This is a genomic window from Marinobacter sp. RI1 (assembly GCF_041155085.1).
GTDB classification, from domain to species: domain Bacteria; phylum Pseudomonadota; class Gammaproteobacteria; order Pseudomonadales; family Oleiphilaceae; genus Marinobacter; species Marinobacter nauticus.
On sequence record NZ_AP031605.1, the window covers coordinates 284,865 to 298,313 of the forward strand.

The 13,449-nt window shown below is 59.2% G+C and carries 8 protein-coding genes; 5 read left to right on the forward strand and 3 right to left on the reverse strand.

Going from position 1 to position 13,449, the window contains the following annotated elements:
- Positions 1-13: 13 nt before the first annotated feature.
- From ACAM27_RS01290 to ACAM27_RS01300, 3 genes are all read right to left on the reverse strand, one after another.
- The gene (locus ACAM27_RS01290) at positions 14-1,243 is read right to left on the reverse strand and encodes an arginine deiminase (RefSeq protein ID WP_022993382.1); all 1,230 of its coding nucleotides are present in this window, start codon (positions 1,241-1,243) and stop codon (positions 14-16) included.
- Between the two features lie 24 nt (positions 1,244-1,267).
- The gene (locus ACAM27_RS01295; RefSeq protein WP_022993383.1) at positions 1,268-2,716 is read right to left on the reverse strand and encodes a YfcC family protein; all 1,449 of its coding nucleotides are present in this window, start codon (positions 2,714-2,716) and stop codon (positions 1,268-1,270) included.
- 256 nt (positions 2,717-2,972) lie between these two features.
- Positions 2,973-5,018 carry a TonB-dependent receptor domain-containing protein gene (locus ACAM27_RS01300; protein WP_023010691.1) on the reverse strand — a complete coding sequence of 682 codons (2,046 nt, stop codon included), beginning with the start codon at positions 5,016-5,018 and terminating at the stop codon, positions 2,973-2,975.
- A gap of 251 nt (positions 5,019-5,269) precedes the next feature.
- On the opposite strand from ACAM27_RS01300, the gene gdhA reads away from it, so the two are divergent.
- The 5 genes from gdhA to ACAM27_RS01325 all read left to right on the forward strand — a co-directional run bounded on the left by gdhA (position 5,270) and on the right by ACAM27_RS01325 (position 13,449).
- A complete protein-coding gene (gdhA, locus tag ACAM27_RS01305; protein WP_011783856.1) occupies positions 5,270-6,619 on the forward strand; it encodes an NADP-specific glutamate dehydrogenase in 1,350 nt (449 codons plus the stop codon).
- A 7-nt stretch (positions 6,620-6,626) separates the two neighbouring features.
- Complete coding sequence (locus ACAM27_RS01310) at positions 6,627-9,215, forward strand: PEP/pyruvate-binding domain-containing protein (RefSeq protein ID WP_022993385.1); 2,589 nt, start codon at positions 6,627-6,629, stop codon at positions 9,213-9,215.
- A 49-nt stretch (positions 9,216-9,264) separates the two neighbouring features.
- Positions 9,265-10,536 carry a sensor histidine kinase KdpD gene (locus ACAM27_RS01315; RefSeq protein ID WP_022993386.1) on the forward strand — a complete coding sequence of 424 codons (1,272 nt, stop codon included), beginning with the start codon at positions 9,265-9,267 and terminating at the stop codon, positions 10,534-10,536.
- A 2-nt stretch (positions 10,537-10,538) separates the two neighbouring features.
- Entirely contained in the window at positions 10,539-11,072 is a 534-nt protein-coding gene (locus tag ACAM27_RS01320; protein WP_369612434.1) for a response regulator transcription factor, read from the forward strand.
- Positions 11,073-11,319: 247 nt separating this feature from the next.
- On the forward strand, positions 11,320-13,449 hold the full coding sequence (locus ACAM27_RS01325; protein ID WP_023007781.1) for a bifunctional diguanylate cyclase/phosphodiesterase: 2,130 nt from the start codon (positions 11,320-11,322) through the stop codon (positions 13,447-13,449).

A 13,449-nucleotide genomic window follows, 5' to 3' on the forward strand; every position in this document is an offset into this window, starting at 1 on the left:
CTCTCCTTTACTGTCAGACAGCATCCCGAATGGTTGGACAACTCATGCAGCGACCGCCGCCCCGGCCACGCCCAAGTTCCGCTCCCGGTATTGCCAACACTTCGATGCCTGCAGCTTCCAGAGCAGCGTTGGTATCGTCATTGCGATCATAGCCAACGACGACCCCTGGGCTTAACGCCAGGACGTTATTGCCGTCGTTCCACTGCTCACGCTCTCGCTCCGCCGGGTCATAACCGCCGGTGGGAACGATCTCCAGTTGCTTATAACCCAGTACGTCGGCTACTACTTCGAACAACGGACGCGGGTCCTGACGAAATGCGAGATGCTTTTTGCCCTCTCCGGGGCGCAGGTCATAGCAGACCATTTCATCGGCCACTTCCTTGAACGTCGTGACCACATTGCCGCCACAGAAGGTAAAGACGGTATCCAGATGCATCGCTGATCGGGACTTGGGTATCTGGCAGGCAACGACGCGCTCGGCTGTGCCACTTTCAAAAAGCGACCTGGCCAACTGACCAATAGCCTGAGGGGACGAGCGCTCCCCCATACCCACCAACACGGCACCATTACCCACCGGCATGACATCCCCACCCTCCAGGGAGGCAAGACCGTGGTCTTTGAGAGGATCGCCCCAGTGCACATTAACCTTGCCGGCAAATTTGGGATGGAATTTGTAGATACCCGCCATAAGCAGGGTTTCTGGCTTCCGCGCCGGCCAGTACATGGGGTTCAGGGTGACGCCACCATAGATCCAGGCGCTGTTATCGCGGGTGAACAGGAAGTTTGGCAGTGGCGGCAACACGAAGCCGTAATGACCGAGATGGTTGCCAAACAGGCCAACCGGATCAAAAGGCAGATCGGCTACTTCAAGGCCTCCAATAAGAAACTCTGCCAGCCTGGTCCCCGGCAGTTCGTCCATCCAGGCACGTAGATCCGAGACCATCCCGACACCGATTTCGTTCCAGGTAATGCGATGATCCAGTATCCATTTGCGAGCCTTCGCGATATCCAGCGTCTCCGCCAGCAACTCGTTGACGTCCAGCACCTCAACGCCCCGGGCACGCATGAGGCCTGAAAACACGTCATGGTCTTTCTGGGCCTGCTTGACCCAGAAGACATCATCGAACAACAGCGCATCGCAATTGGAGGGCGTCAGGCGACGGTGCGCCAACCCAGGCCGACAAACGATGACCTGGCGCAGGGTTCCGGTCTCAGAGTGCACTCCAAGAGTGTGTTCAGACATGACAAAGCTCCTTTTGTCGAGTGTTCACAGCATAGCGCCGAGGCTTATGACTATCGTGATGAACACGGTCAGGATAAGCAGCAAGGGCCAGATGAAGGCGAGCCAACGATCGTAGGACACCCGCCCGATGGCAAGCCCGCCGACGACAACCGCAAAGGTGGGGTTGATCAGATTTACGAGGCCATTGGCAGACTGGTAAGCCGTCACGACGAGGTCTCGTCCGACGCTGGCAAAATCCGCCAGCGGGGCGAGGATCGGCATGGAGAGAACGGCGAGACCGGAAGAAGATGGTACGAAGAAACTCATGCCAACTTCGATCCAGAACATCAGGTTGATAAAGGCCAGCTCGGGCAAACCTCCCAGCGAGGTTTCGGCGCTGTGAAGGATGGTATCGGCAATCATGCCCTGCTCCATGATCACAACAATGCCCCTGGCGAGCCCAACCACCAGGGCAACCCCAAGCAGATCCCGCGCACCATCAACGAAGCTGCCAGTAAGTTTCTTCTCGCCCAGCCGCGCAACAATGCCGATGACGATGGCCGCACCAAAGAACAAAGAGCCCATCCGGGCCATCCACCATCCCTGGGATGACACACCCCAGATCATCACGGCAAAGGTCAGGGCAAATATAATCAGGGCAATAATTTGAGTGGTAGTCAGCTTGGCGCTGTGAATCTCTTGCTCGTGATCCTCCAGGAACAGCTTCTTGTGCGCTGGCCACTGCCTGGCAACCACGGATCTCGACGGATCGGCTTTTACCCGGCGAGCATACCGCATCACGTAGCCGATACAGATCACCAGACCGCCAATCAACAGAATAAACCGCAATACGATTCCATCTGTGAAAGGGATACCGGCAGCATTGGCTGCAATCACGGTGGCAAACGGGTTAATCGTGGAACCCAGAACGCCAATACCGGCGCCGATAAGGATAATGGCAACCCCCGTTACGGCGTCGTACCCGGCCGCAAGTATCACGGGAATCAGAATGGCGTAAAAGGCCAGGGTTTCCTCGGCCATTCCGTAGGTCGTGCCACCGATCGCGAAGAGCACCATTAATATTGGTATCATCCAGATCTCGTGACCTTTCAGATGCCGCATCGCACTTCGAATACCAGTGTCTATCGCGCCCGTGGCGTTCATCACACCGAGAAAGCCCCCCAGAAATAACACAAACAGAGCGACGTCAATGGCATTGGCAGCATAGCTGTCCGGGTCATAAAAACCGCCAGTGGGGGCCAGCATTACATCAACGAAGCCCTGAGGGTTCGGGTCAACAATCTGATAGGTGCCGGGCACCGCCACTTCCCGCCCAACCTCTTCATTCATGGCTCGCTCGTACTGCCCCGCAGGAATGATCCAGGTCAGCGCGGCCACCAGAATAATCAGGCCGAAAAGGATTGTATAAGCGGTGGGGAAGCGGGAAGCGAGGTCGGTTTCAGGATTTTCTGGCAACTGTTCGTCTTCGGTCACGATGCGTCTCCTTTCCGTAATCGCATGGTGCAGACAAGTCCTTTTCGGGGATCCCAACAGGCTTGGAGTTTCCCGGCGGTTATGAGCCACTCGTACAAATCTGCATGGCTACAGCATAGTTCATGAAATGGGGCCCGAAGTTGAGGTAGCGCAATTCTTGATCGGCCATAAAAAAGCCCCGAGTGGAGCGTTAGCACCACCCGGGGCATCAATGTCGCCCGCCGGCTATGAGAAGCGGGCAACCGCCATAATCGTTTTACCACCGGGCCGTAAGCGCTGCGCGCAAGGTGCGCCCCGGCTCATTGACCCGGAACACCCCGCTGTCGGCCAGGTTGTCCTTGCTGACATGGTTCGCCCAGGTATTGTCGAACAGGTTATCCACTGCCCAGGTCAGGCTCAGATTGGCCATGAGCGGATGGGTGCCGGACAGGTTGAATACGCCGTATCCAGGTGAAGTACTGGGGTCCAGTCCGGATTCCAGGTCTACCCGATCCTGGCGACGGGCCAGTTGCCATTCGGCTTCCAGGGTGTGTCCCTGGTAGTGCCAGCCCAGCGTCTGGATAAACTGGATGGGCGGAATCCGCGGCAGCGCCTTATCGGCATCGCGGTTTTCCCCGCGCACCGAGGCCAGCTTGCTGGTGCTGCTCCAGGTACCGTTGGTCCATCCCAGCATGCCCTCTACGCCGAGGAGGCGGGCGCTGATATTTTCGTAGCGGGTATCCGTCGTGTTATTGGGATTGCGGATGTCAAAGCGGTAAACATAGTCATCCACCTGGTCCACCCAGACAGCCGGGCGCCAGCTCCACTCTCCCTGGTTGCCGGGCAGGCTGACTTCCAGCTTGTGGTGTTTTTCGGTATCCAGATCCGGATTCCCGATCCAACTGCCTTTCATGGTCTTTCGAGCAACATAGCGCTCATTCACGCTGGGGGAGCGCACGCTGTGGCTGGCCGTAACCTCAAGGGCCTGGACCGGAGAAACACGCCATTCTCCGGTCAGGAAACCGCTTACGTTGTCATCGTTGGCTTCGGTATCGCTTGCACCATAGGCCGAGGCGTAAAGCCCGGAAGGGGAGAACGTCATCATACCGCCGGCCATCGGAGTAAACGTCTGATCGGCACGGGTGGCATCCATTTCCACACGGTCATAACGGATGCCGGCACCGAGGCGGGCGTTGGCGCGGATCTGGTGGAAGGCTTCCACAAACACACCTACCCGGTCTCGCTCAACGCCCGGCCACATCAAAGAGGCCTCGTGGTCGAGATTCATGCCGTTGTACATGGTGGCGTCCCACTCATTGCTTTCCACATCCACACCAAAGGCAATATCTTTGGTGTAGTTGATGGTCTGATCCAGCACCAGTCGGGCGCCCCGGGTACGGGTTTCCGAGTTGGTCTGCATTTTCATGGGCATACCCATATTTACCGGCGGCTCACGCAGGCTGAAATTATCCATCACGTGATCCACATCTGCCTGCCAGGCCATCAGGTTCCAGCCGCCGCTGGCGACCGGCGCTCCCAGCTCCAGCCGGTACAGGTCGGTATCCGTTTTCGGTGCATCCATACCCCGGCCGGGAAACTTTACATCCCGCTCTTCCTGGCGGCTGACCAGGCCCTTGATGTAGAAGCCATTATCAGCGGTCCAGGCAGCATCCACCCGGCCTTCAGAGTTTTTGTAGGCGCTACGGACTTCGTTACCGTCGCCGTCTTCATAGTCGTCGGCTTCGTCGTAGCCGCCAGCGAGGCGGATAAACGTTTCCTTGTCACCGACCGCCACGCTGCCATTCACCAGCTTGCCTTCGCCATTGTCGGCACCGCCGACGGTCAGGTGGCCGGTTGTGCGGTTGTCATCCGCAAATTCCGGGGCGGCGGTGGTGGCGACCACCTGGCCGCCGGCAATCGGGCCCCAGCGCAGGGTGCGGTTGCTGGTGCGCACTTCCAGCACCGGCGCCAGCGCTGTGCTCAAGCGGCTGGTGGGCGGATCCATCCGGCTCGGGCAGGCACCTTCCACCCGCATGCCATCAAGGAGAACCTCCACCCGCTCTTCATTCTGGCCACGGATCACCGGGTCCAGACCACGGCCACCCATGCGCGACAGCGAAACCCCGGCATCCGAGGACAGTCGCTGCACCGGTTCGGTCTGAATGGCCGCGGCAGACAGCCGGGCGGCTTCGGCCGACTGACCTTCGGTCACCCGGATCAAGATCGGGGCAGTGGTTTCAGACTGGGCATGGGCAAGAGGTGCGACAGCATAGCCGGCCATCACAAGGCTGATACAGCGAGCCAGGTGGGTTTTTCTCATCATGGTGTGGCGGGTCCTTGGAGCGTTCGGATCAGGTGTTTCGTGAATTAGCCGGAATTGTATGCCGCTTCTTTTTCACTGGCTTGAGACACAATGCCGCACCCCCTTGGGGGTATCTCCGCCGGGTGGGCCACCGGGCTTAGCAGCGGATTCACTTGCCAACTACCGCACCGCTGTGGTGCAATCACTGCCCTTTTTTTGGGCACCGCATTTCCCTGCGACCTTCAATACGCGTATTCCGAGGGCATGACACCATGACTGCAAAACTCGACGAAAAGCTGGAACCGATCTTTCGGGACGTTCTTCATCGCAACCCGGGTGAGAAAGAATTCCACCAGGCGGTTCACGAAGTACTGGAAACCCTGGGGCCCGTGCTGGTGAAGTACCCGGAGTTCGCGGACAAGAAGATCATCCAGCGCATCTGCGAACCCGAGCGCCAGATCATCTTCCGTGTGCCCTGGCAGGACGACAGCGGTGAGATCCACATCAACCGCGCCTTCCGTGTCGAGTTCAACAGTGCCCTTGGCCCCTATAAAGGTGGCATGCGTTTTCACCCATCTGTTTACCTCGGCATCATCAAGTTCCTGGGCTTCGAACAGATCTTCAAGAATGCCCTGACCGGACTGCCCATCGGCGGTGGTAAAGGCGGCAGCGACTTCGACCCGAAAGGCAAGTCGGACGACGAAATCATGCGTTTCTGCCAGAGCCTGATGACCGAACTGTACCGCCATCTGGGCGAGTACACCGACGTTCCCGCCGGTGACATCGGCGTCGGTGGCCGCGAGATCGGCTACCTGTTCGGCCAATACAAGCGCATCACCAACCGCTACGAATCCGGCGTATTCACCGGCAAGGGCCTGGACTGGGGCGGCAGTCGCGCCCGTACCGAGGCCACCGGTTACGGCACCGTGTTCTTCACCCACGAAATGCTCAAGGCTCGTGGTGACTCCCTGGAAGGCAAGACCGTGGTGGTGTCAGGCTCCGGCAACGTAGCCATCTATGCCATCGAAAAATGCCACGAACTGGGCGCCAAGGTAATTGCCTGCTCCGACTCCCAGGGCATGATCGTGCATGAGAAGGGCATTGACCTGCAGACGGTCAAGCGCATCAAGGAAGTGGAGCGCCGCCGCATCAGCGCCTACACTGAATACCACAAAGACGCCAGGTACGTGGAAGACGGCAACATCTGGAGCGTTCCGTGTGATGTGGCCCTGCCTTGCGCCACCCAGAACGAACTCAACGGCAGCGATGCCAAGACCCTGGTGGAAAACGGCTGTATCGCAGTTGCCGAAGGCGCCAACATGCCGACCACGCCGGAAGGCATCATCATCTTCCAGGACGCCAAGATTGCTTACGGCCCGGGCAAGGCCGCTAACGCCGGTGGTGTTGCAACTTCCGCCCTGGAAATGCAGCAGAACGCCAGCCGCGATTCCTGGACTTTCGATTACACCCAGAAGCGCCTTGAGGAAATCATGATCGATATCCACAAGAACTGTTACGAGACCGCCGCAGAGTTTGGCGCTCAGGGTAACTATGTGCTGGGCGCGAACATCACCGGGTTCCTTCGCGTAGCCAAGGCTATGACCGCCATGGGCGTGATCTGATCACGCCATGACGCACCAGCAGCCTCAGCAGACCACAGACCGGGTGTCCACCGGACTGCCCGGTCTGGATGAGGTGCTGGATGGCCTGCGAATCGGCGACAATGTTGTCTGGCGGGTCTCCGATCTGGACGATTACCGCCGATTCGTTCTTCCCTTTCTGGATGCTGCCGCCGACGCCGGCCGGCAGATCATCTATCTCCGCTTCGGCGAGCATCCGCCGATCATTGACCAGCACCCTGCGGTGCGCACCATCACTATTGATGCCCTCGGCGGTTTCGAGAGTTTTACCAGCCGGGTCTGGCACCTGATCGAACAACATGGCCGCGGCGCCTTCTACGTTTGCGACAGCCTGAGTGAGCTACTCAATGCCTGGGCCACCGACGCCATGGTGGGCAATTTTTTCCGGGTAGTGTGTCCCTTCCTGTTCGAACTGGATACCGTCGCCTGGTTCACCCTGCACCCGGACCGACACTCCCGGATGACCCTGGACCGGATTCGCCAGACCACCCAGGTGCTGATTGATGTACACCGCCACGGCGACGATGTGCAGATTCATCCCATCAAGGCCTGGCGCCGGCAATCACCGACCATGTTCCTGCCCCATCGGGAACAGGCTGGCCAGTTCTGGCCGATTACCGACAGCAGCGATGCCACCCGCTTGCAGGCCTCGCTGGAATCCGGGCACCTGCATCGCCAGCCACTGCTGGATTACTGGGACAGACTGTTCCAGGAAGTCAGCCGGGCCGTTTTTGAACAGGACCAGACCTGCATGCCTGATCTGCAGGAGCAGGTTCTGCAGGTGATGATCAGCCGCGACCCCAAGATTCTGGAACTGGCCCGGCGCTACCTGACTCTGGAGGATCTGCTCACCATTCGCAGCCGTCTGGTTGGCAGCGGTTATATTGGCGGCAAGGCCACAGGCATGCTGATTGCCCGGAACATTCTGCTGAAAGATGCGCCTGAACTCTGGCAGCCGAATCTGGAACCCCACGATTCCAGCTACCTGGGCACCGACGCCTACTACGCATTTCTGGTCCACAACGGCCTGTGGCCGGCAATCATGCGACAACGCTCACCAGAAGGTTATCTCAGTGAAGCACCCTCTCTTCGCAAGGCCATCCTGACCGGGCAATTCCCGGCGGAAGTCCGTTCGGAGCTGGAACGCCTGCTTGACCATTACGGCCAGTATCCCATCCTGGTGCGCTCATCCAGCCTGCAGGAGGATGGTTTCGGCAACGCCTTTGCCGGCAAATACGACAGTGTCTTCCTGATCAACCAGGGGGCACCGGAACAGCGACTGGCGGAGCTGGAAAATGCCATCCGCCAGGTCTACGCCTCGTCCATGAGTGACGACGCTCTGGTGTACCGTAAACAAAGAGGCCTGGATCAGCGCGAGGAACCCATGGCCCTGCTGATCCAGCGGGTAAATGGCCGTTTCCATGGCCGCTATTACCTGCCCGATGCCGCGGGCGTTGGCGTGTCCAGAAACACCTTTGCCTGGGACAGCACCATGAACCCGAAAGCGGGCATGGTCCGCCTGGTTATGGGGCTGGGCACCCGGGCCGTAGACCGGATTGAAGGCGACCACGCCTGCGTGATGGCGCTGGATCATCCCGGCCGGCAACCTTTCCGCAACCCGGACGAACACTATCGATTCTCCCAACATCTGGTGGACCTGCTCGACCTGCAGGAGGGCCATCTGGAAACCCGACCCCTGAGCCAGTTACTGGACACCGTTCAAGATCTGCCCATGGCCCAGATGGGCGAAATCGACCGGGCCGCCAGTACCCGGGCGGAACAGATTGGGCTGCCAGGGCCGGTCTGGCGACTGACCTTCCGGCCGCTGGTTCAGTTCAGCTCATTCATTCAGCGGCTGTCATCTCTGTTATCTACCCTGGAGGCCGGCTATCAGCATCCCGTGGATGTCGAGTTCACCCTGCATATTGATGAACAGGGCGAACCCTCCTTCAATCTGGTTCAGTGCCGGCCACTGGCCACGATTGGTGAAACCGGTCCGGTCACACTGCCGGAACATCTGCCCGCGGAGCGAGAGATTTTCCGCACCCAGGGCCACTTCATGGGCGGCAACATCAATCTGGCGATTACGCGGATTATCCGTATAGATGCGGCGATCTACGCCAACCTGAATATCAATCAGCGTTACGATGTGGCCCGACGTGTCGGCGAGGTGGTTCGGGAATCCAGCGCCAGCACCCTGCTGATCGGTCCCGGACGTTGGGGCACCAGCAGCCCGGAGCTGGGCGTTCCGGTCAGGTTTGCCGATATTGCCGGCGTCAGTGCCTTGGTGGAGGTATCGGAGAATGCCGGCGACATGGTGCCGGATCTGTCCTACGGTTCCCATTTCTTCCAGGATCTGGTGGAAACCGGTATTGCCTATGTGGCGCTGTTTCCTGAATCAGACCAGTGCCGCTACCGACCTGACCTTATGCCCGGCGAAATCTCCCAGCCTGACAACGCCAGTGACATTGAGCGCGCCGTCCGGGTATATGTCACCGACCAGACACCCCTGCAACTGACCGGTGATGTGGTTCGGCAGGAACTGGTGTGCTACCGGCCGGTTGACCCGAAGCAATAGCCAGAGGTTTTTCGCCCCGGCACCGACAACACGCTGCTAGAATGCCCTCATGGAATGGCTGACACACTCACAGACCGGTTTTCGGCAGGCCGCCCGCTACCTTCTGGGCATGCGCCTGGCCATTATTGTCACCTTGCTGGTGGCGGTCGCGGTTGCCGAAACCACCATCACCCTTGCTCATCGGGCCGAGGCGCTGCTGCTGTGCCTGCTATACGGTGTACTGGCCACGCTCGGATGGTTATGGTTCAGCCGACGCCCGCCCGCCTCGGCGGTTTTTGTCAGCCTTACCCTGGCAGCCGATCTGGTACTGATCGGGTTCTGGCTTTACCTTACCGGAGGCTACACCAACCCTCTGGTCTCGCTCCTGCTGCTGCCGATTGCGGTCGCCATTATCCTGGTGCCTGGGCGCCACAGTATCGTCCTGACAGTATCCGGCGTTCTGGTGTATACCGCCCTGGTGCTCTGGCATACGCCCGCCATTGAACATCAGCATCACGGCGGCGACCTGGCCCAGCTACATCTGGTGGGTATGTGGGTGACCTTTGCCCTGACTGCCACCATCCTGCTCCTGGTAGTGGGCACTCTGGCCCGCCAGCTCAGAGCACAGCAATCCCAGCTTGGACAGTTCCGGGAAAACCGGCTTCGCGACGAACAGATTATTTCTCTGGGCCTGTCCGCCGCGGCCGTCGCCCATCGTCTCGGAACGCCCCTGAACACCATGACGTTACTGCTGGATGAAATTCGCTCTGCCACTTCTAATCAGGGCGACAAGCATCTGGAGGATGATCTGAGCATGATGCAACAGCAGCTGGCACTGTGCAGTGGCCATCTCCAGCAGCTGACCCAGGCGGCCGTCGAAGCCCGCAACGCAAAACTGGAAAACCTGCCGGTGTCCGCCTGGCTCAAACGGCTTCGGGAGTCTGCAACCTTGCTCTGGCCCGCCGGGCCGATACGCTGGGCAGACGATTGTCCCGAGGCCATGGTTGCGGTAGATGCCACCCTCGATCAGGCGGTACTGAACCTGCTCGCCAACGCCCTCACCGCCAGCCCGCAATGGGTCGCCGTCAGTTGCCAGAGGGCCGACAATGCACGGGTCGAGATCATCGTCGAAGACCACGGCGATGGTCTGGAAAGTGCCTTTGCCGGTGCGCCGGGCGAAGACGTGGTGGATTCCCGCAACGGCCTGGGTGTGGGGCTGTTTCTGTCCAACGCCACCATACAGCGACTGGGCGGCCACCTTCGTGCCCGGGTGAGCGATCAGGGCACCACCATGGTGATCGACCTTCCGATGTCTGACGCACCTTCTACGGGAGTTATCTGAACATGACAGACGGCGAATGCTGGTTGCTGATTGATGACGATGAGAGCTTTCTGCAGGTACTAAGTCGCTCTCTTGCACGACAGGGCGTGGAGAGCGCGACGGCCAGTAACCGGGCGGATGCGCTCCGGGCCCTTGGCGAGAAGCACTTTAACCGCTGCGTGCTGGACCTGAATCTGGCGGGTGAGAGCGGCCTGCAATTACTGCCAGAACTGCTGCAGGTTGATGACAATCTGGAGGTCCTGGTGCTGACCGGTTACGGCAGTATCGCGACAGCGGTAGAAGCCATGCGCCGTGGCGCCATGAACTACCTGTGCAAACCGGTCACCGTAAGCCAGCTGATTCACGGTTTTGAGCCCATTGAAGGCGCCCCCGAACTGCGCCGGGAACCGCCGTCGGTGGAGGAAATGGAGTGGGAGCATATCCAGCGGGTGTTGAATGAGCATGAAGGCAACATATCAGCAACCGCCCGGGCCCTGAACATGCACCGGCGTACACTTCAGCGCAAACTGCAAAAACATTCCCGCTGGCGGCAATAGTGCCTCGATTGTCATCGAACCGTAAAAAGTCGTTACGAATTGACGATGATCAATTCTCTGAAACCAAGGTCGAATGCCTTCCAGCCCCGGATGAGGTAGCATCCCTCGCACCTCTCATTGCAATATACGGATAACAAGTACACGGAAAATGCGGAGGTTGCGGGTAGCCATCATTGCCATTCCCGCGAACAGTTCTCACATGGAGAGGAGGAAGCCGAAAGCCACCGTTAACCGGAACACCTGATCTATGCCCAACACCCCGGACTCTCCCCAGCCTGCTTCGGATATCGATCCGAAACGACTGGCCCTGGTCGCCACCGCCAGCCGTAACATGGCACTGATACTGGATGCCGGCGGCTGCATCGAATGGGTCAACCAGGCGTTCGAGGAGCATACTGGCTACTCGCTGAGTGCAGTACGTGGAAAGCTTCCCAGCCAGGTTCTGGCCGGGCCGGACACGGATCCTGATACCGTCAGCCGAATATACCGCCACCTGTTCCGGGGCGAGGCGTTTGAAGAAGACATCCTGCACTATACCGCCAGCGGCGAACCCTACTGGGTACACACCTACTGCACACCGGTGGATGGCGCGGACGGCGTCGAACCCGGCTTCGTGGTGATCCAGACCAACATTTCTGACCGGAAAAACAGTGAACGCGGCCTGCGCATCGCTGCCAGCGTCTTTGATCGCAGTCACGAGGCGATTGTCATCACCGATCACCTCAACCACATTATCGATGTAAACCCTGCGTTTTCCCGGATTACCGGCTACAGCCGTCAGGAAGTACTCGGCCTCAACCCTTCCATTCTGAGCTCTGGCCGCCATTCCCGGGAATACTACCGTTCCATGTGGCAGTCCATCGAAAAGACCGACCACTGGCGCGGAGAGGTGTGGAATCGCCGCAAAAACGGTGAGGAATATGTGGAACTGCTATCCATCAGCCGGGTGCACCTGGAAGAACCCGGCAAACATTATTATGTGGCGGCGTTCTCCGATATCACAGCCTTGAAGAATCACGCCAAAGAGCTCGACCGGGCCGCGAATTACGACGACCTCACCGGTCTGCCCAACCGACAGCTGCTGGAAGAGCGGTTGCGATCCGCCAAGGCGCACTCGGACCGGCAGAAACGCTCACTCGCCATCTGCTATCTTGACCTGGACGGATTCAAGGGCATCAACGATGAACTCGGCCACGATTTCGGCGACGAGGCCCTCCGCATGGTGGCGGAACGGCTCACCAGAAGTCTCCGCAGCGGAGATACCGTCGCCCGGATCGGCGGCGATGAATTTGTTCTGCTGATTCAGAGCGAACATTCCGAGCCCCTGTATCAGCGTATCCTGACCTCGGTCAGTGAGCCTTTCGACATGGAGGGTAAAGAGGTAAATCTGACAGCCAGCCTCGGCGTCACCCTGTACCCGGAAGATGATACCGACGCCGAAGGCCTGATCCGCCATGCCGACCAGGCCATGTACGCTGCCAAAGAGAAAGGCCGCAACCAGTTTCATATTTTCGATCCCGGCCAATATGCCTTCCGCAAGGAACGTCGGAACCTGCTGATGGAGATTTCCCGCGCCCTGGAGAACGAGGAATTCGAACTCTACTTCCAGCCACAACTGCGCATGGCCGACTGCCAGGTGATTGCCTTCGAGGCCCTGATCCGCTGGAACCACCCCGAAAAAGGGCTGATTACCCCCGGTGCCTTTCTGCCGGCGGTGGCCAACAGTCACCTGGAGATCCCCCTGGGCCAATGGGTGCTGAAAGAGGCGATTCACCAGATGAACCGATGGCGGGAAGCCGGCGAAGCCCTGGCTGTCAGCATAAACATCAGCGCGCCCCACCTGATGGACCGGAAGTTTGCGGACTACCTGGAAGGCTATCTGCAAAGCCATCCAGAAGTGAGCCCCGGGCAAATCACCCTGGAAGTGCTGGAATCCACGGCGCTGGAAGACACCAAACGCGCCAGCAATGTGCTGGCGCGCTGCCAGTCTCTGGGGCTGCAGGTGGCGCTGGACGACTTTGGCACCGGCTTTTCCTCGTTGACCTACCTGCGCACCCTGCCCGTGGACGTCATCAAGATTGATAAGAGTTTCGTCCGCAACATGCTTACCGACGCCAATGACCGTGCCATCGTCGAAAGCGTCATTTTCCTCGCACAGCGTTTTGACCACCCCGTACTGGCCGAAGGGGTGGAAACGCTGGAGCACGCCACCGCACTGCGGGACATGGGCTGCAACCTGGTTCAGGGCTATGGTATCGCCCGGCCTATGCCGTCAGAGGAAGTACTGGACTGGCTGGACAACTGGCGTCAGAGAAGCCACTCCAACAGGGACATTCGTGAACTACAGACCGTTTCCGAGCAGGGTGACGGTATCTGA